Annotated in this window: 23 protein-coding genes; 9 read left to right on the top strand and 14 right to left on the bottom strand. The window is 74.5% G+C overall.

Annotation, left to right across the window (positions count from 1 at the left end):
- Positions 1–16 precede the first annotated feature (16 nt).
- Positions 17–1,459: a P-loop NTPase family protein gene (locus tag ACK586_RS17045; protein ID WP_409331689.1), complete on the bottom strand. Its 1,443-nt coding sequence runs from the start codon at positions 1,457–1,459 to the stop codon at positions 17–19.
- A gap of 241 nt (positions 1,460–1,700) precedes the next feature.
- Between ACK586_RS17045 and ACK586_RS17050 the strand changes: the two genes are divergently transcribed.
- Positions 1,701–2,600: a glycosyltransferase family 2 protein gene (locus ACK586_RS17050; RefSeq protein ID WP_409331690.1), complete on the top strand. Its 900-nt coding sequence runs from the start codon at positions 1,701–1,703 to the stop codon at positions 2,598–2,600.
- On the top strand, positions 2,593–3,894 hold the full coding sequence (locus tag ACK586_RS17055; protein ID WP_409331691.1) for a hypothetical protein: 1,302 nt from the start codon (positions 2,593–2,595) through the stop codon (positions 3,892–3,894). Before ACK586_RS17050 ends, ACK586_RS17055 begins: the two co-directional genes overlap by 8 nt.
- 21 nt (positions 3,895–3,915) lie before the next feature.
- Here the strand turns inward: ACK586_RS17055 and ACK586_RS17060 are convergent, their stop codons facing one another.
- The 4 genes from ACK586_RS17060 to ACK586_RS17075 all read right to left on the bottom strand — a co-directional run bounded on the left by ACK586_RS17060 (position 3,916) and on the right by ACK586_RS17075 (position 8,627).
- A complete protein-coding gene (locus ACK586_RS17060; RefSeq protein WP_409331692.1) occupies positions 3,916–4,827 on the bottom strand; it encodes a glycoside hydrolase family 26 protein in 912 nt (303 codons plus the stop codon).
- A 907-nt stretch (positions 4,828–5,734) separates the two neighbouring features.
- Entirely contained in the window at positions 5,735–7,036 is a 1,302-nt protein-coding gene (locus tag ACK586_RS17065; RefSeq protein WP_409331720.1) for an NAD(P)H-dependent oxidoreductase, read from the bottom strand.
- On the bottom strand, positions 7,036–7,605 hold the full coding sequence (locus ACK586_RS17070) for a dTDP-4-dehydrorhamnose 3,5-epimerase family protein (protein WP_409331693.1): 570 nt from the start codon (positions 7,603–7,605) through the stop codon (positions 7,036–7,038). The genes ACK586_RS17065 and ACK586_RS17070 overlap by 1 nt, the downstream gene beginning before the upstream one ends.
- Positions 7,602–8,627 (bottom strand): NAD-dependent epimerase/dehydratase family protein, encoded by a 1,026-nt coding sequence (locus ACK586_RS17075; RefSeq protein WP_409331694.1) that lies wholly within the window; start codon positions 8,625–8,627, stop codon positions 7,602–7,604. The genes ACK586_RS17070 and ACK586_RS17075 overlap by 4 nt, the downstream gene beginning before the upstream one ends.
- 229 nt (positions 8,628–8,856) lie before the next feature.
- Here ACK586_RS17075 and ACK586_RS17080 point away from each other — a divergent pair, with 229 nt between their 5' ends.
- On the top strand, positions 8,857–9,693 hold the full coding sequence (locus ACK586_RS17080; RefSeq protein WP_409331695.1) for a glycosyltransferase family protein: 837 nt from the start codon (positions 8,857–8,859) through the stop codon (positions 9,691–9,693).
- Between the two features lie 4 nt (positions 9,694–9,697).
- Positions 9,698–10,351: a PIG-L deacetylase family protein gene (locus ACK586_RS17085; protein WP_409331696.1), complete on the top strand. Its 654-nt coding sequence runs from the start codon at positions 9,698–9,700 to the stop codon at positions 10,349–10,351.
- Positions 10,352–10,367: 16 nt separating this feature from the next.
- On the opposite strand, the gene ACK586_RS17090 is transcribed toward ACK586_RS17085, so the two are convergent.
- On the bottom strand, positions 10,368–11,186 hold the full coding sequence (locus tag ACK586_RS17090) for a sugar phosphate nucleotidyltransferase (RefSeq protein ID WP_409331697.1): 819 nt from the start codon (positions 11,184–11,186) through the stop codon (positions 10,368–10,370).
- A 122-nt stretch (positions 11,187–11,308) separates the two neighbouring features.
- Positions 11,309–12,364, bottom strand: coding sequence for an alpha-hydroxy acid oxidase (locus tag ACK586_RS17095; RefSeq protein WP_409331698.1), 1,056 nt, complete (start codon positions 12,362–12,364; stop codon positions 11,309–11,311).
- 294 nt (positions 12,365–12,658) lie between these two features.
- Here ACK586_RS17095 and ACK586_RS17100 point away from each other — a divergent pair, with 294 nt between their 5' ends.
- The 3 genes from ACK586_RS17100 to ACK586_RS17110 all read left to right on the top strand — a co-directional run bounded on the left by ACK586_RS17100 (position 12,659) and on the right by ACK586_RS17110 (position 16,978).
- On the top strand, positions 12,659–13,876 hold the full coding sequence (locus ACK586_RS17100) for a glycosyltransferase (RefSeq protein ID WP_409331699.1): 1,218 nt from the start codon (positions 12,659–12,661) through the stop codon (positions 13,874–13,876).
- A 195-nt stretch (positions 13,877–14,071) separates the two neighbouring features.
- A complete protein-coding gene (locus tag ACK586_RS17105; protein ID WP_409331700.1) occupies positions 14,072–15,304 on the top strand; it encodes a hypothetical protein in 1,233 nt (410 codons plus the stop codon).
- 147 nt (positions 15,305–15,451) lie between these two features.
- Positions 15,452–16,978 carry a sugar transferase gene (locus ACK586_RS17110; protein ID WP_409331701.1) on the top strand — a complete coding sequence of 509 codons (1,527 nt, stop codon included), beginning with the start codon at positions 15,452–15,454 and terminating at the stop codon, positions 16,976–16,978.
- Here the strand turns inward: ACK586_RS17110 and ACK586_RS17115 are convergent.
- The 6 genes from ACK586_RS17115 to ACK586_RS17140 form a co-directional block, all read right to left on the bottom strand.
- Complete coding sequence (locus tag ACK586_RS17115; protein WP_409331702.1) at positions 16,947–17,264, bottom strand: hypothetical protein; 318 nt, start codon at positions 17,262–17,264, stop codon at positions 16,947–16,949. The two genes, ACK586_RS17110 and ACK586_RS17115, sit on opposite strands and share 32 nt — an antisense overlap.
- A gap of 177 nt (positions 17,265–17,441) precedes the next feature.
- Complete coding sequence (locus tag ACK586_RS17120; RefSeq protein WP_409331703.1) at positions 17,442–17,705, bottom strand: hypothetical protein; 264 nt, start codon at positions 17,703–17,705, stop codon at positions 17,442–17,444.
- Positions 17,706–17,853: 148 nt separating this feature from the next.
- Positions 17,854–18,021: a hypothetical protein gene (locus ACK586_RS17125; RefSeq protein WP_409331704.1), complete on the bottom strand. Its 168-nt coding sequence runs from the start codon at positions 18,019–18,021 to the stop codon at positions 17,854–17,856.
- A gap of 44 nt (positions 18,022–18,065) precedes the next feature.
- The gene (locus ACK586_RS17130) at positions 18,066–18,929 is read right to left on the bottom strand and encodes an SDR family oxidoreductase (protein WP_409331705.1); all 864 of its coding nucleotides are present in this window, start codon (positions 18,927–18,929) and stop codon (positions 18,066–18,068) included.
- Positions 18,926–19,921 carry a dTDP-glucose 4,6-dehydratase gene (rfbB, locus tag ACK586_RS17135; RefSeq protein ID WP_409331706.1) on the bottom strand — a complete coding sequence of 332 codons (996 nt, stop codon included), beginning with the start codon at positions 19,919–19,921 and terminating at the stop codon, positions 18,926–18,928. The genes ACK586_RS17130 and rfbB overlap by 4 nt, the downstream gene beginning before the upstream one ends.
- 72 nt (positions 19,922–19,993) lie before the next feature.
- Positions 19,994–20,866 (bottom strand): hypothetical protein, encoded by an 873-nt coding sequence (locus ACK586_RS17140; protein ID WP_409331707.1) that lies wholly within the window; start codon positions 20,864–20,866, stop codon positions 19,994–19,996.
- 306 nt (positions 20,867–21,172) lie between these two features.
- Here ACK586_RS17140 and ACK586_RS17145 point away from each other — a divergent pair, with 306 nt between their 5' ends.
- Together ACK586_RS17145 and ACK586_RS17150 are read left to right on the top strand one after the other, a co-directional pair.
- On the top strand, positions 21,173–21,340 hold the full coding sequence (locus ACK586_RS17145; RefSeq protein WP_409331708.1) for a hypothetical protein: 168 nt from the start codon (positions 21,173–21,175) through the stop codon (positions 21,338–21,340).
- Positions 21,341–21,425: 85 nt separating this feature from the next.
- A complete protein-coding gene (locus ACK586_RS17150; protein WP_409331709.1) occupies positions 21,426–22,031 on the top strand; it encodes an arsenate reductase/protein-tyrosine-phosphatase family protein in 606 nt (201 codons plus the stop codon).
- A 1-nt stretch (position 22,032) separates the two neighbouring features.
- On the opposite strand, the gene ACK586_RS17155 is transcribed toward ACK586_RS17150, so the two are convergent.
- The gene (locus ACK586_RS17155) at positions 22,033–22,665 is read right to left on the bottom strand and encodes an arsenate reductase/protein-tyrosine-phosphatase family protein (RefSeq protein WP_409331710.1); all 633 of its coding nucleotides are present in this window, start codon (positions 22,663–22,665) and stop codon (positions 22,033–22,035) included.
- Between the last annotated feature and the right edge of the window lie 19 nt (positions 22,666–22,684).

Consider the following 22,684-nt stretch of genomic DNA (forward strand, 5'->3'; position numbering starts at 1 on the left):
CCCGCGGTGCGCCGGGTCAGCGCTCGGCGACGGCGCCCACCGGTGGTCCGGCGGCCCGCGCACCGGCGGGCGCCGTGGACGGAGCCCGCGGAGCGGGACGTCGCCGGCGGCCGGCCGGCTGCGTGACCACCGCCCCGGCCAGGGGACGGCCGGCCGCGGCGACCCGCTCGCGCAGCAGCCGCACGGCGGCCGGGGCGTCGTCCGGGCCGGCCACACCGACGACGACCGCCGCCTCGCGGAGCAGGCTGAACGCCCGGGCGCTGTCCGCCACCGGTCCGCCGTGCAGCAGGACGAGATCGAACGCCCCGGTGAGGCGGCCGAGCGCCCGGGTGACGGCGGCCTCGGGGGCCGGCCGCTCGTCCTCCCCGAGAACGGCGACGTGCAGCGCCGGCCCTCGCCGGTCGGGCCGCTCGACGCCGACGAGCACCTCGCCCTCGGCCACGGACGGGTCGGCCAGCGCGTCGAGAGTCCGCTGCGGGGGATGCGCGCCGAGACGGCCGAGCACCTCACGTCCGGGCTCGGCGTCCACCACGAGCACGCGCAGCCCGGCGTCCGCGGCCGCGACGGCGAGCCCCTCGGCGACGGCGGGCGCACCGCTGTGCCGGCTCACTCCACTCAGCAGCACGGGGCCCCGACGGTCCTCGACGGCGTAGCGCAGGGCCACCAGGGCGAGCGCGAACCTGCCGGCGTCGGGCTCACCCGCGCGGCGGCCGGTCCGGGGACGTACCGGCACCGTGGCGAGGACGGGAGCCGCGATGGCCTCGGGCAGCGACACCTCCGCCGAACCGTCACCGCGCCGCCACACGGCGATGCCGCCGGCCAGCAGGGCGGCCACGACCGCCAGGAGCAACGCCGATCGGGCCGGGTTCGGTCCCGCCGCCTGGTCGGGGACCGCGGCCGACTGGACGACGGCCACGCCGTCGCCGTAGCTCGCAGCCCGCGCGCGGATCTCCTCGATGATGACCGGATCGGTGGTCGCCGCCTCCGCAGCGCGCGCCCGGGCCGCCACCCGGTCGAGGACGAAGCCGCGGTAGGCATCGACGACGGCGTTGGCCCGGGCCGCGGCCGCTTCGGCCGTCGAGGCCGTCGCGGTGACCGTCAGGACGTCGGCATCGGCCGAGGCGGACACGTCCATCGCCTCCGCCAGCTCGATGTTGGTGGTGCCGTCGTCCAGGGCCTCCACCGCCGTGTCGAGGACCTGCGGCGCGAAGAGCACCGAGAGCTGGTTGGCGACGTAGCGGGTGGCCTCGCCGAACGACTGCCGGCCCAGCGGGTCGAACTCCTCGGTCGAGGAGAGGACGACCTCGCTCTCGGCCCGATAGGTCTCCTGCTGGCTGGCGGTCACCACGTACCCGCCGACTCCGGCCACGACGACCGCGCAGAGGATCAGCCAGCGGGCGCGCCACAGCGCACGAAGCACCACCGACCCGCTCGAGTCGGTCGTCGAGGGACCGCGCACACTCTCTCCTCTGCCGTTCGGGTTGATGTCCGTGAACCGGGTGATGGGGTAGCCCGACCGTGTCGATCGGCCCCGTGCGCGGCTGGACCGTGTCTAGAGTTTGACACGGCAAATACGCGCTCGGGGCCCTCCCCGGGCCCAATCCCCCGGTGAGGTGACATCGGTCGTGCCACACGCGCCAGGCCCGGGCCCCGGCTCTGCGGCTCCGGTCGGGCGACTGCCCGCCGAGCCGAGGGTGGGGATGGTGGTCCCCTGCAAGAACGAGGGCAGCACCATCCGACGATGCCTCGAGGCCCTACGGCGGGAGGGGCCCGCCGGAACACGGATCGTGGTCGTGGACAACGGGTCGACCGACGGCAGCCCGCAGATCGCGCGTGGCCTCGCCGACGAGGTGCTGGAGATCGCGGAGGGCACCATCTCCACGCTGCGCAACCGCGGCGCGGACGCGTGTGGCGCCGTCGACGTCCTGGCCTTCGTCGACGCCGACACGGAGGTCGACGACGGCTGGCTCGCCGCAGGACTGCAGGCGCTCGCCGACGGAGCCGACCTGGTCGGCTCGCGCAGCCGCGCGGCCGCGGACGCGCCGTGGGTCGCCCGCCGCTGGGCCGAGGTCGAGGCGGCCCGCGCGCACGCCGGATCGCGGGTGTGGAGCCAGCACCTGCTGATCCGCGCCGAGACCTTCGCCGCCGTCGGCGGCTTCCCGCAGCGACCAACCGGGGAGGACGCCGAGCTGTCCATCCAGGTGGAGGCGCGCGGAGGGACGGTCGCTCTGGTCCCGGGCATGGGCGCCGTCCACCACGGCTTCCCGGGCGACCTGCGCTCGTTCCTGCGCAGGGAGCGCTGGCACACGAGGGCCCCGGGGTGGTACCCCCGCATGGCGCGGGGAAGTCGGGCGCTGGTGCTGGCCGGCGCCGGCTGGGCGGGCGTGGGGACCGTCGCTGCCCTCTCCGCCACGTTCGGTCGCCGGCCGAGGGCCTTGGCCGGTTGGGCCGCGGCGACCACCCTCGCCGTTCCCGCGCTCGGGCTGGTGGCCTCGCGGGACCCGCGGCGGATGATCACCGACGGAGCCCTGCTGTCGCTGTGGACGGGCGTGCGCGTGCTCCGGCTCCCGCAGGAACTGCTCGGCGACCGCCTTGACTGAGGTCCTGGGCCCGGCCCGCGCGGCCGAGCCGGCGCCCGGCGATCCACCGCCCGCCGCAGCTCCTGCCTCCCGGCCGTTGCCCCTGCGCGGCATCACGGCGCTGCTCGTCGTGCTGGTGCTGACCCAGCGCATCGGGATCCCGCTGGGGGAGAACTCCGTCTCGGTCGCCATCCCGCTGGTCTACGCGGGTCTCGCCCTGCTGCTGGTGCGCCACCGGCTGGGCGTCAGCCGGCTGCGGCTGGAACTCCTCCTGCTGGCGCTGGTCGGCGTCATCACGGCCACGGTGGTGGTCAGCTCGCAGCAGATCACCGTCTCCATGACCTCCTTCCTGCTGCTGCTGGTCATCTACGTGCCCTGGGTCCTGCGGTTGCGGTGCGACCCGGCTCAGGCCCGGGACGGTCTCGCCCACGTCGGGCGGGGCTTCGTGCGCCTCATGGTGGTGCTCGCGCTCGTCGGTGTCGGGCAGCTGGCCACGCAGCTGCTCGGGGTCTGGCGCTACGAGGACTACCTGCTCGAGTGGCTGGGCGAGGACTGGCTGGTTCCCGGCTACAACATCAGCATCCCGCTCGTGTACGACTCCCCGACGTACAAGGCCAACGCCTTCGTCATCCTGGAGCCGTCGTTCCTGTCGCAGCTGTGCGCCCTGGCCGTCGTCATCGGGCTCGTCCTGCGGGTCCGCGCGTGGCAGCTGCTGATCCTGGTGGCGGGGATGGCCTCGTCGGTCTCGGGCACCGGCATCATCCTGCTGGCCGTCGGCGCGCTGCTGGTTGTCCTCCGCGCGCCGCGCGCGCTGCGCCCCGGCTACGTCGTCGCCGGGCTCGTCGCCGTGGTCCTGGTCCTGCTCAGCCCGGTGGCTCCGCTGCTGCTCGAACGCAGCGACGAGACGACGCAGCAGGGCAGCAGCGGTTACCAGCGATTCGTGCAGCCCTACGACGAGGTACTCGCCGGCCTGGAGGACGAGCCGCTGCGCTACGCCTGGGGGGCCGGGGCCGGGACCTCCGAGCGCCTGCTCGACTCCTCCCGGGGAGGGACCCAGATCGGCCAGGCCGCCGTGTACACGACCGTGCCGAAGCTGGTGTTCGAGTACGGCCTGATCGCGGGCGGGTTGTTCGCCCTCTTCATCGTGGTGAGCCTGCTCGACCGCGTCCCGTGGCGGGTCGTCCCGGGAACCCTGCTGGTGATGACGTTCTTCCTCTCCGGCGCCCTGCTCCAGCCGCAGACGGCCTACCTCGCGTGGCTGCTCACCGCGTTCTGGACGGCGAACACCGACGGCGACGGGCCGCGATCCGCCTGAGCGGTCGCGGCCCGTGCGCGGTCAGGCGCGGAAGTGCTGGCGGTAGGCCGCCGCCGCACGCGGGTTCTGCTCCGGCCCGAAGATCGACCCGGCGTAGTAGGAGGCGGGCTCGTTGAAGTAGGCCTCGTAGGCCAGCAGCGGGCCCAGCGAGCGGAAGAACTCGGCCATCTTCTGGATGTAGAAGGCGTTGTCCCCGCCGTTGTTCCCGGCGTGCGCCGTGCCGGGGTACACGCCCCATTCCGGCACGCTCAGCAGCTTGCCGCGCTCACGGGCGAAGTCGACCCACGAGCGCAGACCGCCCGGACCGGCGTAGTGGGCCTGCCAGTCGGCCTCGGTGCGCACTCCCGGCCACATGTCGTAGGAGTCGACGCCGATGATGTCGACGTAGGCGTCACCGGGATAGGCCTGCCGGGCGTCGGCGACGCTCTGCCCGACGCCGCGGTTGACCGTCCAGTCCCACCGCAGACGGGGGGCGGTCTGCTCGGCCGAGCTCACGATGGCCCGCCAGCACTCCGCCCACGCGGCGGGGTCGTAGGCGCTCCACTTGTACCAGTTGCCGTTGAACTCCCAGCCGAGGCGGATGATCGACTCGTCGTCGAGGCCGGCCGCGACGATGTTGCGCCCGAACTCGCGCCAGCGGTCGTTGTAGGCGCCCCGGGCGCAGTTGGCGATGGTGGCCGAGCCGTCGCCCTCGGGCACCATGGCGACCCCGAACACCTTGGTGTACGGCGTGCCGGCCCAGGCGTCGTAGAGCCAGGTGGGGTTCACGATGTCGTTCCAGCTGTTGCGCGCCGACCAGTCGACGACCACGTCGAGCCCGCTCCCCCGCCACTGCCCGAACGAGGCGTAGGTGGCGGCGTTGGAGCCGGGGATGTAGACCCCGCTGCGCCAGCTGAGCCCGGAGTGGTGCGGCAGCGAGCCTGCCGAGGCCACCGGGACCGGCGCGGCCGCAGCGCCGCCCGAGGGCGCCGACTGCGGGGAGGATCCCGGCGCGGGGGACGATCCACCGGTGGCCGGCGGGGTGCTCCCCGCAGGCGCGCTGCTCCCGGACGAGCCACCGGCCGCGGTCGACGGCGCCGCCCCCCTCTCCCGGACCGGGCCGGAGGAGCCGGGAGCGGTGGCCTCCGGGGCACCGGCTGCGCCTCCGCCGGCTCCGGCAGCGGCGTCCGCTGCGCCGGGCGCGGCGTGGGGGGCCCTCGCCGGCGGCCCCGGCGGCACGCCGCGGCCGACCGAGGGGATGGTCGGATCGGTCGCCTGATGGCTCGCCGTGGTGCGGTCCGCGACCGGTGCGGGATCCATGGTGCCGACGACGGCGAAGCCGGTGGCGGCCGTGGTCAGGATGACGGCCGCCACGGCCAGCGAGCCCACGCCACGGGTGGACGGCGGGGTCTCCCGTCGAGACCGCCTCGAGCGGCGCCCGGCCGGGTGGGGCCGGTGCTGGGCAGGGGTCACTCGCGAGGAGCGGGGGAAGAGCACGGTGCCTCCGGAGCCTGGCAGGGCCAGACGAATTGCGTCGATGTCGTTTGGCACCCTGGCACATGCGCAGCGCATCGGGAAGGTCACGGTGGGTATGCGGTGGACTCCTCCGTCACGTCCGTCCCACGAGTGACGTCGTCACCAGGCAGTTACCGGGCGATCGCAGAACGTTGTGACGTGCCACACCGTGCGCAGCACGCGGACGGCACCGGACTTCCGACGCTGCCGTCGGGACGAGCACGGGGACTCACCACCAGGACACGGCGGGACCGAGACGCGCGACCGGGCCGGCCCCGCACGTGGGCCGGCCCGGTCGGGCATGCGCCCGGCGTCGCGGGTGTCCGCGACGTCGGGCGTGGTGCGCCTACGCCGTCGCGGCGCTGCCGCCGAAGAAGAGCTCGTCCTGCTCGGCGCGCAACCGGTCGACCAGGCGCCCGTCGGGCACCTCGACGTCGTCGTAGCCGAGGACGTCGTCCTTGCGCACGTCGCGCAGCAGGCGGCACCCCTCGGCGAGCCCGAGCGGCAGGAGGCGGTCGCGATGGGTCACGTCGGAGCGCTCCGCCTCCCCGTAGTACGTGTAGCCGCCCGGGGCGTCGAGGACCGTCCCCGCCTTCAGGTCCGTCTTGGCCATCGTCACCACGTCGACCTGCGGCGCGCCCGCCGGACGGATGGCGGGGTCGCCCAGCAGCGCGACGCGCGCCACCGTCGTCGGCACCTCGAAGTGGCACAGGTGATAAGGCGTGTAGAAGCTGTAGAGGGGGCCCACGCCGAGCTTGTACAGCTCCAGGTAGTGCCGCTGCCGGGGGTCGTCGTGCTCGGCAAGGACGTACACACCCGGCCCCGGCTTGCTGCCGACGACGTAGTCGACGGCGCCGCCCATCGCCCGCAGCTCGTCGACGTCGTACATGCCGGTCAGGTCGTCGACGTGCCCGTGGTGGTCGCGGCCCAGCATCCCCCGCTTGTGCACCGTGAAGCCGGCGGCGTTGGCGACCAGGGCCTCCTCGACGCTGACCTTGGTGCCGTCGGCGAAGCTGGTCACCATCCAGGGGTCCTGGCCCCACCGCTCGGCGAACCCCTGCTGGGTGGTGGGATTGCGGTACGGGTCCTGCAACCCCTTGATGTTGCCGGCGACGAGGGGTCGCAGCCCGATCTGGCGGACGAAGCGGATGAGGTTCATCTGCACGGCCGGCTGGTCGCCGTCGGCACCGGAGTACCCGACGCCGGCCGCGTCCGCCTTGGTCACCAGCAGCGGCCCGAAGGTGGCATCGACCTCGGCGTTGAGCAGCACGAGGTGCTTGCCGCCGGCGATGCAGGCGAGCGCCAGCTCGGCCCCGAACGCCACCGCACCGGTCGCGTCGACCACGACCTCCACCGCGTCGCTGGCGGTCAGCACCGTGGGGTCGTCGGTGATCGCAACCTGCCCCGCCGCGGCCAGCCGATCGACGTCGGCAGGCTTCTCCGCCGCGGCCGGCTGCCCGCCGACGGCGGCGACGGCGTCGTGCGCACGGGACGGCGTCCGGTTGGAGACCGCCACCAGCTGCATGCCGGGGGTGCTGTTGATCACCTGGTTGATCAGGCCCCGGGCCATGAAGCCGGCGCCGACCAGACCCAGTCGCACCGGCCGCCCCTCGGTCTGCCGGCGCTGCAGCAGCGTGTCGACGACCATCACGCGGGTGCTCCCGCGGCGAAGGTGGCGGCGTTGGTCTCCGGGTCGAAGGCCGGCCAGGCGGCGTCCTTGTCGCTGATGACCTCCACCTCCCGCGGCCAGGCCAGCCCGAACGCCGCGTCGTCGTACCGGTAGCCGATCTCGGCGCCCGGCGCGTAGGGCACGCTGACCATGTAGAGGATCTCGGTGTCGTCGGTCAGCGTGAGGTAGGCGTGGGCCAGGTGCGGCGGCAGGTAGAGACCGTGGCGGTTGTCCGCGGTGAGCTCGACCATCACGTGCTTCAGGTAGGTCGGCGAATCGGGCCGGACGTCGACCGCGACGTCGACGATCGCGCCACGCGTGCACCGGATGAACTTCGACTCGGGGTGACCGGGCAGCGACAGGTGCAGGCCCCGCAGCGTGCCGGCGCGGTGGTTCCAGGAGACGTTGCACTGCGCGACCGCCGGCTGCATGCCCAGCGCCTCGAACTCGGCCGCGTCGAACGACCGGGCGAAGGCCCCGCGGTCGTCGGTGAACGGCTCCATCTCGACCAGGTGCACGCCGGCGACGTCGAGCTCGGTGTACTTCATCGGCTCGCCCAGTAGAGCTTCTCGTCGACCTGCCCGGTGCGCATCAGGTACTCGATCTGCTTGAGCCGGGTGTGCCCGCGCCCGGTGAAGGTGGCCTCGTCCAGGTCGATGGACTCGAAGACGCGGCGGAGCTGGGCTGCGCCGGCCTTGGCATCCCAGTCGGTGTCGTAACCGGGCAGGACCTCCCGGATGTGGTCGAAGGCGACCCGGTAGCTGCGGTTGTCGGCGCTGGGATCGCCGAAGGAGAGGTCGCACCCGGGGAACTCGGCCGCAACGATCTCGGCGATGTCGCGGACCTGGTAGTTGTTGCCCTCGCTGCCCACGTTGACGACCTCGCCGTGCACCCGCTCGCGCGGGCTCTCCAGCGTCATCCGGATGGCCTTGGCGATGTCGAGGGCGTGCACCAGCGGCCGCCACGGCGAGCCGTCGCTGGTCATCGCGATCCGCTTCGTCGTCCACGCCAGCCCGGCGAGGTTGTTCAGCACGATGTCGAAGCGCATCCGCGGGCTGGCACCGAATGCGGTGGCGTTGCGCAGGAACGTCGGGGAGAACGCATCGGAGGCCAGGGCCGAGACGTCGCGCTCGACCAGGGCCTTGCACCGGGCGTAGGAGGTCTGCGGGTCCACGGGGCTCGACTCGTCCACGGTGCCCTCGGCGACGCCGTAGACGCTGCACGAGGACATGTAGACGAACCGCGAGACGCCGGCTTCCTTGGCCACCCCGGCCAGGTGCACCGACCCGGCGTGGTTGATGTCGTAGGTGACGTCGCCGATGAGGTCACCGATCGGGTCGTTGGACAGCTCCGCCATGTGCACGACGGCGTCGACACCCTCGAGGTGCTCGCGCCCGAGCCGGCGGATGTCCAGGGCCAGCGTCTCAGGCACGTGCTCCACGCCCGGGTACAGCCACCCGTACTTGTAGTACCCGGTGTCCACCCCCACGACCTGGTGGCCTGCTCGCAGGAGTTCCTGCGCCGTGAGGCACCCCAGGTAGCCCTCGGTCCCCGTGATCAGCACTCGCACGTCGGCCCTCGCATCACTCGTCGCTGTGCCCGGCACGCTACCGCGCACCACCCCGGCGGAGTCACGCAGCGTTAGCAGAACGGGTGAATTTCGACTACCTGCGTGGTCGGAGACTCACTCAGCGTGCCAACGTGCGTGCCGGTATCCGTCCTCTGATCGCCCGGCGGCCGAGGCCGCGGGGAGGATCGGGCATGACGACGACGGCGGGAGCCCGGGAGGTGGTGGCACGGTGAAGGTCGTGCTGTTCTGCGGCGGTTACGGCATGCGCATGCGCGACGACGTCGACGACATCCCCAAGCCGATGCAGATGATCGGCGACCGCCCGCTGCTGTGGCACGTGATGCGGCTGTACGCCCACTTCGGGCACAGCGACTTCGTCCTGTGCCTGGGGTACGGCGCGCACCACGTCGTCGACTTCTTCCGGTCCTACGACGAGACGCGGTCGAACGACTTCGTCATGCGCAAGGGCGGCAGGGACATCGAGCTGCTCTCGTCCGACATCCCGGACTGGACGATCACGTTCGTCCACACCGGCCTGGAGACCCCCATCGGCGAGCGCCTGCGCCGGGTGCGCGACCACGTGGCCGACGAGGACGTGTTCGCGGCCAACTACGCCGACGTCCTGACCGACGCGCCACTGGACCTGATCGAGCAGCGCTTCCGCGCGTCGGGCGCGATCGGCTCGCTGCTGGCCGTCCCGCCGCAGGCCGCCTTCCACCTCGTCGAGACCGACGACGACTGCTACGTGCAGGACATCGTCGACGTCTCGACCCTGCCGGTGCAGGAGAACGGCGGCTACTTCTTCTTCACCCAGGAGCTCTTCGACCACCTGCACGAGGGCGAGGACCTCGTCACCGACGCCCTGCCCCGCCTGGCGGCCCGGCGGCGCCTGCTGGCCTACCCCTACCGCGGCTTCTGGAAGCCGGCGGACACGGTGAAGGAGCGCAGCCAGCTCGACACGATGGCGCGTCACCACCGGCGTCCGTGGGCCCTGTGGGACGAGGCCGACCCGCGCCGCACGGGTGGCAGCGGCGTGCCGGCGGGTGGCTCGGGCGCGGGTTCCTGACCCGGTGCTGCGCCTGACGCTGCCCCGCCGCCCGCTGCGCCTGGCCCTGATCGGCGCGCACTGCGACGACATCGAGATCGGCTGCGGCGGGCTGGTCCTCGACCTCGCCGGCCGGGGCGCCCTGGCCTCCGCCGAGGCCCTCGTCCTCTCCTCCACGCCGGACCGGGAGGCCGAGTCGCGGGCCGCGCTGACTGCCTTCTGCACACCGGCGACCCCGCAGATGAGCTTCGGTGCGCTCCCCGACGGCCGGCTGCCCGCGCACTGGGGCGAGGTGAAGGACCTGCTCCAGGCGATGGCCGCCCGCGGCGGAGCGGACGTCGTGCTGGCTCCCTCGCCCGCCGACGCCCACCAGGACCACCGGTTGGTGGGCGAGCTCGTGCGCACGGCGTTCCGCGACCACCTCGTGCTGCACTACGAGATCCCCAAGTGGGACGGCGACCTGGGCGCCGGGCGGCCGGCCACCTACTGGCCGCTGGCGCCCGGGATCGTCGCCCGCAAGTGGCAGCTGCTCGACCGGCACTACCCCTCGCAGCGGGGGCACGACTGGTGGCGCGCGGACACCTTCTCGGCGCTGGCGAGGCTGCGCGGCATGGAGTGCCGGGCGGACTTCGCCGAGGCGTTCGCCTGCCCGGCCGCCGTCCTCGCCTGGGAGGAGTGACGGCCGGGCTGCGGGGTCAGTCCTTCCAGACCTTCCACTCGGCCTTGCCGTCGTCCCACAGGCCGTTGAGCTCCTTCCAGTCGCGGAAGGTGTCCATGCCCATCCAGAAGCCCTCGTGCCGGTACACGCCGAGCTCGCCGTCGCGGGCGAGGCGCTGCAGCGGGGCGTGCTCGAGCATCTCCTCGGTCGCCTCGGCATCGAGGTAGTCGTCGACGAAGGACCGCTCGAAGAAGAAGAAGCCGCCGTTGACGTACCCGGTCTGCGGCTGCTTCTCGTTGAACGCGGTGACGTCGTCGCCCTCGAGCACCATCTCGCCGTACCGGCCGCTGGGGTGCACCCCGGTCAGCGTGCCCAGCCGCCCGGAGGAGAGGTGGGTGCGCAGGACGGCCGGGATGTCGACCGCGCCGATGCCGTCGCCGTAGGTGAGGGCGAAGCGGGGGCGGTCCAGGTAGTGCGCCACGCGGGCGATGCGAGCGCCGGTCGCCGTGGTCAGGCCGGTCTCGGCGAAGGTGATCTCCCAGTCCTCGTCGGCCACGTCGGTGTGGAACTCCAGCGCATGGGAGCCGCGCATCCTCAGCGTGAAGTCGTTCGTGCGGGCCCGGTGGTCGACGAAGTAGTTCTTGATCATGTCGCCCTTGTAACCGAGGCAGAGCACGAAGCGCCGGAAGCCGTAGTGGCTGTAGGTCTTCATGATGTGCCACAGGATCGGGCGGCCACCGATGTCGACCAGGCCCTTCGGCAGCTGCTCGCTGGCCTCGCGCAGCCGGGTGCCCATGCCTCCGCAGAGGATCACCACCGGGATGTCGGCGACGGGCACGTCGGTGGGATCGGTCATGTGTGCCTCCAGCAGCAGGGACGCCTTACGGCCGGGACCCTAGGCCCGGCCGGCGGTCGTGGGACAGACGAGCAGGTCCCGGCGTATGCCGGAGCACCTGATCGGGTGACCGGCCCGCCCGTTCAGCGGGGGCCGACCCCGGCGACCATCCCCGGGTCGAGGTCCGCCGGCGAGGCGGCACCGGCCACGGCCATGACGTGGCGCAGGTGCCCGGTCAGCTCGGCCAGGGCAGCGCTCACCGCCGGCGCCCCACCGGCGGCCAGTGCCCACAGCAGCGGCCGGCCCACCAGCACGGCGTCGGCGCCGAGCGCGAGGGCGACGAGGGCGTCGGTGCCGCTGCGGATGCCTCCGTCGACCAGCACGGGCACCCGACCGCCCACCTCCGCCACCACCTCGGCCAGCGCGTGGGCGCTGGGGACGGCGCGGTCCAGCTGCCGGCCACCGTGGTTGGAGACCACGACCCCGGCCGCGCCCGCGGCGACGCAGCGTGCGGCCTCGTCCCCGCGCAGCACGCCCTTGACCACGACGGGGAGCCCGCTCACCTCGGCCAGCCGGGCGATCGCGTCCTCGGTCATGGAGGGGTCCTGCTCGGCCGACTCGCGGCCGACCGCCCCGGGGACCAGGTGCTGGGCGAGGTTGATCAGGTACTGGTCGTCGGGCACCGAGATCCGGACGCCGCTCACCTTGCCCTTGCGTCCCACGTACGGGGTGTCGACGGTGAGCACGATCGCGCCCGCCCCCGCCGCCGCGGCCCTCCGCACCAGGGCCTCGGTCAGGCCGCGGTCGCGCATCATGTACGCCTGGAACCACCACGGCCCGGTGGCGGCGGCGGCGATGTCCTCGATCGTGCGGGAGGCCCGGGTGGAGACGACCACCAGCGACCCGGCGTCCCCCGCGCCCCGCACCGTGGCCGTCTCGCCGTCGGGGTGCGCCAGCGCGTGGAACGCCATGGGTGCCACGGCGAAGGGCGTGGCCAGTCGGGTGCCGAGCACGGTCACCGCGGTGTCCACCGCGGACACGTCGCGCAGCACGCGCGGTCGCAACCGGTACGCGCGCCAGGCGTCCGCCGCCTCGCCGGCGGTGACCTCTTCCCCCGAGCCGGCGTCGTAGTAGTCCCAGACCTCGGGGGCCAGGCGGGCGCGCGCCGTCTCGAGGTGGTCGTCGAGCAGCGGGAGCATCAGCGGCGCACCCTGCGCCCGGGCCCCGGCCGGCCGGGCTGCCGCACCTCGTCGTCGAACACCGCCACCCCTCCGGTCCGGACGCGGCGGACCGGATCGCCCGGACGTGCCGCGGGTCGCCGATGCTGCCACGCGACGCCGACCGCCCGGGTCCGGTCCACCTGATCGGGCGAGGGCCGCGGGCGGACGGGGTCGGCCGGCGCATGCGCAGTAGCCTCGGCGGATGCCCCGACCCGTGCCCCTGACCGGCCACCGGCTGTGAGCGGATCGACCCGACCCCTGCGGATCCTGCTGGTGACGACGCGGGACATCGGCCAGCGGGCGACGGGGCGGATCGTCGTGCTGCGGACGCACGTCGACGCGCTGGCCGCCCTCGGCCACACCGTCACCGTCGCGGTGGTGGCACCCTCCCCGCCCGAGGAGAGCGCCTGGACGCGGCGCTTCGACACCCGGCACGTCCGCTCGCCGCGGCTGCCCTCGATCGCGCTGAACGCGGTCCGCGCCCTGGCCACCGGCCGGGGGTCGCTCAACGAGGCGCTGTTCGTCGACCGGACGGTGCGGCGGAGCGTGACCCGGCTGGTGGGCGACCTGGGCGCCGACGTGGTCGTGCTGGACTCGCTCCGGCTGTCGGGGGCGGTCACCGGCGTGGGCGTGCCGGTGGTGGTGGACCTCGACGATCTGCTCAGCGTGCGCTACCAGCGGCTGCGGACGACCGCCCGCTCCGATCCGGGCGCGGTTCTCGGCTTCGCCGCCGCGCGCGTCCCGCGCCCCCTGCGTGCCCCCGCCGCCCGGGCCGCGCTGCTGCTGCTCGGCTGGGAGGCCCGCCGGATGGCCGCGCGCGAGTCGGCGGTGACCGCCTCCGCCGCTGCGGTCAGCCTGGTGTCGCGCACGGAGGCGGCGGATCTGGCGCGGCACACCGGCCGGCCGGTCGAGTGGCTGCCGCCGGCGGTCTCCGTGCCGGAGGCGCCCGTCACCCAGCGCGACGGGCTGGTCTTCCTGGGCGGCCTGGACTACCTGCCGAACGTGCAGGCCTTGCGCTTCTACCGCGACGAGGTGCTGCCCGGGCTCGATCCCGCCGATCCCCGGCACCTGCTGCACGTGGTGGGCCACTGCCCGGACGAGATCCGGGCCGAGCTCGACGTCCCGGGCATCGAGCTGCACGGCTACGTCGAGGACCTGCACGCGGCGCTGCACCGGAGGCTCCTCGTGGCGCCGCTGGTCGCCGGCGGCGGCGTCAAGCTCAAGGTGCTCGACGGCATGGCGCACGGTCTGCCGGTCGCCGGTACTCCGGGGGCCTTCGAAGGCCTCGGCCTGCCCGACGGCCTGGCGTTGCAGGCGGCCGACGGCCCCGCACTGGGTGCCCTGGTCCGGGAGCTCGTCGCCGACCCCGCCCGCTGCCGCGAGGTCGGCGTGCGCGCCCGCGCCGTCGTGGCCGAGGAGTTCAGCGCCGCGGCGGCGGCCCGCCGCTGGGCAGGGTTGCTCGCTCGGCTCCTGCCGCAGGACACCGGCTGACGCCATACGCACGGTGAGGAGCGCGGGCGCGGCCGGACCCGATATCGGGCGCGCGATCGACTCGCGGTCGGTGGCCGATCACGCAGGGTGACTACGAGCCGGAACGGCGACGGCTGGCTCCCGAGGCGGTTGCCCGATCGCCCCGCTCCCTGGATGGTCGGGCACACGTACACGTGGATCCCGGGAGCGCCTATCGTGCAGATCGTCGGTATCGCGGCACCCTCGCCTGGGGCCGCGGAACCGTCGCCTGGCGCTGCGCGGCCCCCAGGCGACGACTCGATCTCATCGTCCCGCCGGCGGTCCTCGGGCCGCCGGCTGCTCGTCGTCGCCTCCCTCCTGTTCGGTGCCTGGCTGCTGCTGGTCGCCCTCTCCTCGGCGGCCCGGGCGGACGAGGCCGCTCCCGCCGACGGGTCGGCGCCGGTCACCGACGCCGGGCCGCCGGCCGCGGATCCGCCGCCTCCCCCCGCCCAGGACCCACCCGCGACCGGGACCGGTGCGCAGCCGCCGGACGGCGCCGCGGGCGCCGGCGGCGGGGCAGCCGACGGCGCCGAGGAGTCGGGCGACCCGTCGGTGCGGCCGGAGACCACGGGCAGCGGTGACCACCCGACGGAGAGCGACCCCTCCGGTACGGGGACCGAGCCCATCGGTACCGAGCCTCCCGGCGACGACGCTCCCGAGGTCGACCCGGCCGGGGACACCGGCGGAGCCACCGACCCGGGTCTCCCGGCGCCCGGCCCCGATCCGGTCGTCCTGCCGGGGACGGGCGACGCCGAAGCCCCGCCGGCACCGGAGCAGGCCGGCGACGCGGAAGCTCTTCCGCCTGCGGGCCAGGCGCCCGTTCCCAGCTCGACGCCACCCGCGCGACCGGCCACGACCACGACCACGGCGGCCGGCGCGCTGCCGCCCACGACCGGCGGGGCCGCCCTCGTCGGAGCCGAGGCCGCCGGGTCCCCGGTCGACGCAGGGACCGGCACGCCGTCGCCGGGCGGCACTCCTCCGATTCCGCGCGAGGACCGGGTCCCGCCGTCCGGCTGTGGCTCCCCGGTCCCCGCGGAGCCACCCGCCGTCGCGTCGTCGGCGGGTGGCTCCGCCTCCCCGGCCCGGACCGCCGCCGGTGGGGCCCCGCCGCCCGCCGTCGCCCCGGAGCGGGCGGGTGCCACGGCGATCGACTCCCCCGCACCACCGCAGCCGACGTCTCCGCCCGCGCCGCCGAGCCCGCCCCCGCCGGCACCTGCCGGAACCGGCGCGCCGTGCGGCTCGTCGTCCTGGGCCTCGGCGGGCTCCGGCACCGGTCAGGCCGTCGACCAGCAGCCGGCCGTCCCGGTGGCCCTGGGGGTCTCGCTCACCGCGTCGCGGACCGGTGCGGCCATGGGTGACGCCGCCGCCACGGTCGGGACCGCCGGATCGCCCGGCGCCTGCCCCGACTGACCGCCGAGCGCACCGCCCGGCGTCTGCCTTCGGCCGCGCCGGGTCCCTCCGCTCGCATCCGGCCGCTGTGCCGCCCGCCGGGGGACGTGCCGTCGCTCCCCCTCGTCCGCGCCCGCACCACGCACAGGATCTCCGAGGAACTCCGCCATGAGGCCACTCCACGACACGACGATCGGCGTCCGGCGCCGGCTGCCGACCAGGCGCCCCAGCCGGCAGCACGCCGCGCAGCCGCCCCCCACCTCGCGGACACCACCGGCGATCCCCGCCCCGACTTCGACCGGAGCGCACACCGGGTGGCAGACCCTGGGGAGGCTCGGGGCCGGCCCGCTGCTGTTCGCCCTCGACGCGCTCGCGGTGTGCATCGGCGTGCTCGGCGTGGAGATCATCGGCGCGGAGGTCGGGATCGACTCGCCGGCGAGGAAGACGGCGTTCTTCGGACTCGCGCTGCTGCTCGCCTTCCTCTCCGCGGGGCTGTACCGCTCGCGGTTGTCGCTGTCGGTCCTCGACGACCTCCCCGCGCTCAGCGGCCGCTGGCTGGCCGCCGCGGCGATCTCGATCCTGGCCCAGATCGTGTGGTCCAACGCCATCTGGCAGAACTACATCGTCAACTGGCGCTTCCTGTGGGGCGCGCTGGCGATCGGCGTGCTGGCCGTCGTGTTCCGCATGATCGGGTACGCGACCCTGCGCCGGCTGCGCTCCCGGCGGCTGGTGGCGCACCGGACGCTGGTCCTCGGCGCAGGCAGCGTCGGCCACCAGGTCGTCGGCATCCTGCAGGAGCACCCCGAGTACGGGCTGCACCCGGTCGGTTTCCTCGACGACGACCCGCGCACCCCGGACGACGCCTCCGGCCTGCCGGTCCTGGGCGGCCCCGGCCGGCTGACGGAGGTGCTGCTGCAGGGGAACATCCGCAACGTCGTGGTCGCCTTCTCCTCCATGCGCGAGTCGGAGATGGTCGGCGTCATCCGCACGTGTGACCGCTACAGCTGCGAGCTGTTCGTCGTGCCCCGGCTCTACGAGCTGCACCACGTGGACGGCGACATGGACACTGCCTGGGGTCTGCCCCTGGTGCGCCTGCGACGGGCGACGTACCGCAGCCCGGCCTGGCGGGTGAAGCGGCTCATCGACGTGCTGGTGTCCGGCGGGGCGCTGCTCTTCCTGGCGCCGGTGATGCTGGCGCTGGCCCTGGTGGTGCGGCTGGACGGCGGTCCGGGCGTGCTGTTCCGGCAGCAGCGGATCGGGGTGGACGGCCGGACCTTCGACGTGCTGAAGTTCCGCTCCCTGCGCCCCGTGGACGAGACCGAGTCGGCCACCACCTGGAACGTGTCGAACGACGACCGGCTCAGCTCGGTCGGCCGCATCCTGCGGAAGACCTCGCTGGACGAGCTGCCGCAGCTGCTCAACATCCTGCGTGGTGACATGAGCCTGGTCGGACCGCGGCCGGAGCGGCCGCACTTCGTCAACCAGTTCCGCAACGCCTACCCGAGCTACGAGGCGCGCCACCGCGTGCCGTCCGGGCTGACCGGGTGGGCTCAGGTGCACGGCCTGCGGGGGAACACCTCCATCGCCGACCGCGCCCGGTTCGACAACTACTACATCGAGAACTGGTCGCTCTGGCTCGACCTGAAGATCATCCTCCGGACCTTCAGCTCGGTCGTCCGAGGCGCCGGCGGCTGAGCACGCCGGGCCACCGCGCGTGGGAGTGCTGAGCACCCGGCCCGCCCACGCCCACCACCGCTCCGCCGGCGACCGGGTTGCCGGCGATGCGGCGGACGGCGATGCGGGGCCCGCGGACACTCCTCGACGACCGGGTACGGACCGGCCGGCTCGTCGCCTCGCCTGCCCGCTGGTCGACGGCGTCGTCGATGCCGTGCATCACCCTGATACTGCGGCCCAGCGCCAGGCCGACCACCAGCGCCCCGAGCAGCCAGGTGACCACTGCACCCACGATCCAGGCCTGCATGGTCCGGAGCATCGGCACGGCGGGGCAGGACCTTGACCCCGCCAGCGGGCACGGGTCCGGGAGTAGCGCCGGCGGCGGGGTCCGCCCGTTCGATACGCTGCGGTTCCGCACCGCGCGCGAGCACCCGGGCGGCGGTGCACCACCGCGGCAGCGGCCGGAGCCCTTGCCGGCCGGTCGTCAGCCGGCGCCGGCCCGGGGGGACGGGCCCGGCCGCCGGGCTCCCGGTTCCGGCCAGGGCTCACGGTCCTGCCAGCCGTACCCGGGTGCGAGATCGTCGAGGTCCGGCCGGACCAGTCGCCCGCGGAACACGCGGGCGGCACCCTGCACCGGCGCCGCGCCCCTGCCCCGGCCTCGCTCGCCGAGGCAGTCGGCCCGATGGAGCGCGCGGGAGACGACGAGGGACAGCACCGCGGCGACGAGCAGCCACAGAACCACGAACACGGCTACGGATGTCACGGGTGCCCTCGCGGCTCCAGATCCCTGGCGGGCGGGTGCCCGCGCTGTGGGGAAGGTCTCCATGTTCCCCCATACGGGTGACACGCTCAACTGCTCGTTCCTGCACCCGCCGAGAGGGTCGGCCGGGGCGAGGTCAGCCGGGGCCGGGGGACCAGAAGTCGTCGAGGGCGTGCGCGTGCTCGGCCGAGCAGGCGCGGCGGCCGCGGACCCGCTGCCGCGACGAGGGCAGCTCCGCACCGCACCACTCGCAGCGCCGCCGCGCGTCCAGCACGCGCGCCGTCCACTCGATCAGCCCCGTCACGGGCGACACGCTCTCCCGGAACGGCGGGAGATGCAAGAGAAGGTTCAGCGAACGGGCGGCAGCGCGTTCAGGTACTCGCGGAGGCCGTCCCGCCAGTCGCGGGGCCGGAAGCCGGTGGCGGCCAGCCCGGCGAGGTCGAGCAGGCTGTTGAGCGGCCGGGGGGCGGCGTCGGGCTTGCCGGCGAAGTACTCGGCGGTGCTCACCCGGCGGACCGCCGACGCCGGCCGGCCGCGCGAGGCGAACACCAGCTCAGCGACCTCGGCCCAGCTGGTGGGCGGTCCCGCGCAGGTGACGTTGTAGGTGCCGAACGGGGCGCCGGCCGCGACCAGGTGCGCCACGGCGGCGGCCAGGTCGTCGGCGAAGGTGAGCCGGCCGACCTGGTCGGCCACGACCGACGGCTCGATCCCGCGGTCGGCCAGCGAGGCCATGGTGCGCACGAAGTTGTGCCCGTCGCCCACCACCCAGCTGGTGCGCAGCAGGTAGTGCCGGGCGGCGGTCCGGGCGGCGGCGTCGCCGTCGGCCTTGCTCTGCCCGTAGACGCTCAGCGGCTTCACCGGCAGGTCCTCGGGCATCGGCCCGGGGTGCGTGCCGTCGAAGACGTACTCGGTGGAGAAGTGGACGAGGGTCGCGCCGGCCCGCTCGGCCGCGGCGGCGAGGTGGGCGACGGCGTCCACGTTGCCCGCGCGGACCGCGGCGAGGTTGGCCGGGTCCTGGGCGGCGTCGACCTGCGTGTAGGCCGCGGCGTTGAGCAGCAGTCCGACGCCGGACCAGTCGTGCGCGGCGACGGCGTCCGGATCGGCGGCGTCGAGCTCGTCGCGGTCGAGCAGCTCGGCGTCGGGGAACCGGCGGGCCAGGGCGCGCCCGACCTGCCCGCGTGCCCCGACGACGACAGTGCGGCCGCGGCTCACTGGCCGCGGGCGGCGTAGGAGGCCTCGACCTGCTCCTTGAGCGGGCGCCACCAGTCCTCGTTCGCCCGGTACCAGTCGACGGTCGCGGCCAGCCCCTGCCGGAAGTCGGTGTAGCGCGGCGCCCAGCCCAGCTCGTCGCGCAGCTTGCCGGCGTCGATGGCGTAGCGCAGGTCGTGCCCGGCGCGGTCGGTCACGTGGTCGAAGGCGTCGGCCGGCTGGCCGAGCAGCTCCAGCACCAGCGCGAGGACGTCGCGGTTGTTGACCTCGCCGTCCGCCCCGATCAGGTAGGTCTCCCCCGCCCGGCCCTTCTCCAGGATCAGGTGGACGGCGGCGTTGTGGTCCTCGACGTGGATCCAGTCGCGGACGTTCTCCCCGGCGCCGTAGAGCTTGGGGCGGCGACCGGTGAGGACGTTGGTGATCTGCCGCGGGATGAACTTCTCCACGTGCTGGTACGGGCCGTAGTTGTTCGAGCAGTTGGAGATGGTGGCGTGCACGCCGAACGACCGGACCCAGGCGCGGACCAGCAGGTCGGACGACGCCTTGGTCGAGGAGTAGGGGCTCGACGGGTTGTACGGCGTCTCGGGCGTGAACTTGGCCGGGTCGTCGAGCTCCAGGTCGCCGTAGACCTCGTCGGTGGAGATGTGGTGCAGCCGCACCCCGTGCCGGCGCACGGCCTCCAGCAGCGTGAAGGTGCCGATCACGTTGGTGTCGAGGAACGGGCGCGGATCGGCCAGCGAGTTGTCGTTGTGGCTCTCCGCGGCGAAGTGGACGACGGCGTCGGAGGAGGCGACCAGCCCGTCGACCAGGTCGGCGTCGCTGACCGAGCCGTGCACGAAGTGGATCCGGTCGCGGACCGCCGCCAGCGACGCCTCGTTGCCGGCGTAGGTGAGCGCGTCGAGCACCGTGACCTCGTGCTCGGGGTGCTCCCGCAGGGTCTGGTGGACGAAGTTGGCACCGATGAACCCGGCGCCACCGGTCACGAGCAGACGCATGGGGACCAGCGTGTCATGCAGGCGGCTGACCTGCGGCCCTCCGCACCGGCGACACCCCTCGAAGGGAGGTGATCAGCCACGGCGAGGCTCGCCCGCGGGGCCGGACGCGCGGCCGGCCGCGGGGTCGGCCGCCACCTCGAGGGTGTGCGCGTCGGCCCGACGGCGCATCGCCCAGGCGGCCGGGAGCACGAGCCGCGGCGCGACGCCGATGAGGACCGCCATGAGGAAGGCGACGCCGGCCAGCGCCTCGCCGGACTCCTCGAGGAAGGTCGCGGTGATCGCCAGCTGCCCGGGCGCGACGGCGGAGACGGCCGACAGTCCGACGGCCGCGGCGGCGTAGGCGGCCAGGGCGAGCAGGACCCGGCGCCGGTCGCGGCGCTCGGCGCGGGAGATGAAGCCGAGGGTGGCGAGGACGACAGCGGCCACCGCGACGCTGAGCGCGACCGCCTGCGCCTCGCCGACGGCGGCGGCCAGATCCTGCATGGCGGTGGCGTGCACGGTGCTGCCGGTCTTGACCACCGCGATGATGGCGGCGACGAGGCCGACCGCGAGCCACCAGGTGCGGCGGCCGGGGATGCGGGAGGCGGCCGTCAGCGCGGCCACGGCGGCGACGGCGAACAGCGCCGCCACGAACAGCCGGGGCGCCGAGAAGGGAGCGTCCATGGAGAGCGCGTGCGCGGTCGGGCCGGTCGCCCCGGTCAGGCGCAGCGCGTAGCCGACGGCCTGCAGGGCGACAGCGGTGGCGGCGAGGGCCACGCCGACCGGCGGCAGCGGGATGCGCCGGCGCCGGGGGAACAGCGCCGGGGCCGGGGCGAGGTCGGCGCCGGTGTCGGGGCTGCGCTGGTCGGCCAGCCGGATGCCCCTACCCAGGACGACGGCGACGACGGCGGCCAGCAGCACCCAGGCGGTCAGGCCGACGGCGATCCACGTCCACACGTCAGGCACATCGGCAGCCTGGTCCGACCACCTGACCCGGGCCTCACACCAACGGGGTGTCCGGGCCCGTCGGTTCGCGTGAGGTCGGCGGGACCGGTGGGCCGGCTGCACCGGGGCTGCAGAGCTGTATCGGCAGTGCGATCTGCCGACGGAACCCGTCCGGCACGTCCCGAGCCCGGCCGGCGAGGTCCCAGCGCCTCGTGGGGGCCGTGTGGCGCGGAGATGCCGGATCCCGATGAGTCGACAGCAGACATGGCAGGACTTGCCCACGGTCTCGACTGAAGGCCGCAGGTCTCGCCGCCTAGAAAGGTCGATGTGTACCTGTTCGTGTTCGTCGGCCTGGCATGGTTGCTCACCGCGCCCTTCATGGCGGTGCTGATCGGGAAGTCGATCGCGTTCGCCGATCGGCGCGCCCAGGAGGACTCCCTGTTCACCTTCCTGGAGGCGGATCTGCGCCGTGGCACGCGACGCCCGGTCGCGTGAGACGGCCGCCGACGCCTCCCCAGTGCGGGTGACGGCGTCCGGCCGCACCGGGCATGGCGCCGCACGAGCGACCTACGGTCCGCTCGTGCGCCTCCTCTTCGTCTGCACGGGCAACCTGTGCCGCTCCCCCGTGGCCGAGCGCCTGACGGTGGCCCGCGCGGCCCGCTCGCTGGCGGACAGCCCCGAACTGGGCCGCGTCGAGGTGCTCAGCGCCGGCGTGCAGGCCGAGGACGGCGCCCGGATGGACCCACACAGCGCCCGCGCCCTGCAGGCCCTGGGCGGCGACCCGGCCGACTTCGGCGCACAGCGCCTCGGTCCCGAGCTGGTCCGGTCGGCCGACCTCGTGCTCACCATGACGCGGAAGCACCGCGAGGTCGTCCTGGGGCTGGACCCGCGCGGCCTGCGCCGGACGTTCACCCTGGCCGAGGCCGCCGACCTGGTGCAGCTGGCGGACCTCTCGGGCCTGGGCCTCATGCCGCTCGACGCACGGACCCGCGAGCTGGGCCTCCGGCTGGACGCCACCCGGGCGCGCCGGCAGGCAGTACCGGCCGACGACATCGCCGACCCGGTGGGGCAGCGCGCCTCCGTCCACGCCGACGTGGCCGGTCGGATCGACCGCGCGCTTCGCCCGCTCGCCGACGTGCTCTTCACCAGCGTCCGCAGTCAGCTGGCTGCGCCGATACCGGCGTAGCTCAGGCAGCGTCGGGGTCGTCCGTGGCGGCCGGGCCCTGCAGGTCGGCGATGCGGGCCAGCAGCGGGACGAGCGCCTCGGCGATCGCCGCGCCCACCTCCTCGTGCACCTCCACCGGCAGCCCGATGGGGTCGCGGACGTCGTCGCCCGGGCCGGCCTGCCGGCGCGAGCGGGCGCCGTTCATCTCCCGCACCAGCGCGCGGGCGCGGTCGGCGAGCCCCTCCCCCGGAACGTCGGTGTCGCGGAGCAGCCGGACCAGGTCGGCCGCCTCGCGCAGCGTGAAGGTGCGGGCGAGCGCGCGCGGGGCCAGCTCGAGCACCCGGCGCCGGTGCGCCCGGGTCATGGTGAGCGTGAGGTCGGCGTCGATTGCCATGTCCTCGACGACCTGCCGGGCGACGAAGCCGGCCGGGTCGCCGCCGTAGCCCTGGAGGACGAGCGCGCTGTCGGGGTGCATGGCCGAGCCCACGACCGCGCCGACGCCGGCGCTGGTCAGCCGGACCAGGTGCGCGTCCCCGCCGAGCCGGTCGTCGAGCCAGGCGCGGCCCAGGCGCTCGGCGAGCGCCGAGCGGCAGATGTTGCCCGTGCACACCAGGAGCACGGTGAAGACCGGCTCGGGCGACCAGTGGCGGGGCATCGGCACATTCTCCGCGCGG

It is taken from the genome of Trujillonella humicola (assembly GCF_046233715.1).
GTDB lineage: Bacteria > Actinomycetota > Actinomycetes > Mycobacteriales > Geodermatophilaceae > Trujillonella > Trujillonella humicola.

Bases quoted from the DNA above. Each gene is read 5' to 3' on its own strand.
- ACK586_RS17050 (WP_409331690.1), top strand. From the start codon at position 1,701: ATGGTGGTCCCCTGCAAGAACGAGGGCAGCACCATCCGACGATGCCTC.
- ACK586_RS17065 (WP_409331720.1), bottom strand. From the start codon at position 7,036: ATGGTCGTCGACACGCTGCTGCAGCGCCGGCAGACCGAGGGGCGGCCG.
- ACK586_RS17070 (WP_409331693.1), bottom strand. From the start codon at position 7,605: ATGAAGTACACCGAGCTCGACGTCGCCGGCGTGCACCTGGTCGAGATG.
- ACK586_RS17090 (WP_409331697.1), bottom strand. From the start codon at position 11,186: ATGACCGATCCCACCGACGTGCCCGTCGCCGACATCCCGGTGGTGATC.
- ACK586_RS17095 (WP_409331698.1), bottom strand. From the start codon at position 12,364: ATGCTCCCGCTGCTCGACGACCACCTCGAGACGGCGCGCGCCCGCCTG.
- ACK586_RS17110 (WP_409331701.1), top strand. From the start codon at position 15,452: ATGAGGCCACTCCACGACACGACGATCGGCGTCCGGCGCCGGCTGCCG.
- ACK586_RS17115 (WP_409331702.1), bottom strand. From the start codon at position 17,264: ATGCAGGCCTGGATCGTGGGTGCAGTGGTCACCTGGCTGCTCGGGGCG.
- rfbB (WP_409331706.1), bottom strand. From the start codon at position 19,921: ATGCGTCTGCTCGTGACCGGTGGCGCCGGGTTCATCGGTGCCAACTTC.
- ACK586_RS17155 (WP_409331710.1), bottom strand. From the start codon at position 22,665: ATGCCCCGCCACTGGTCGCCCGAGCCGGTCTTCACCGTGCTCCTGGTG.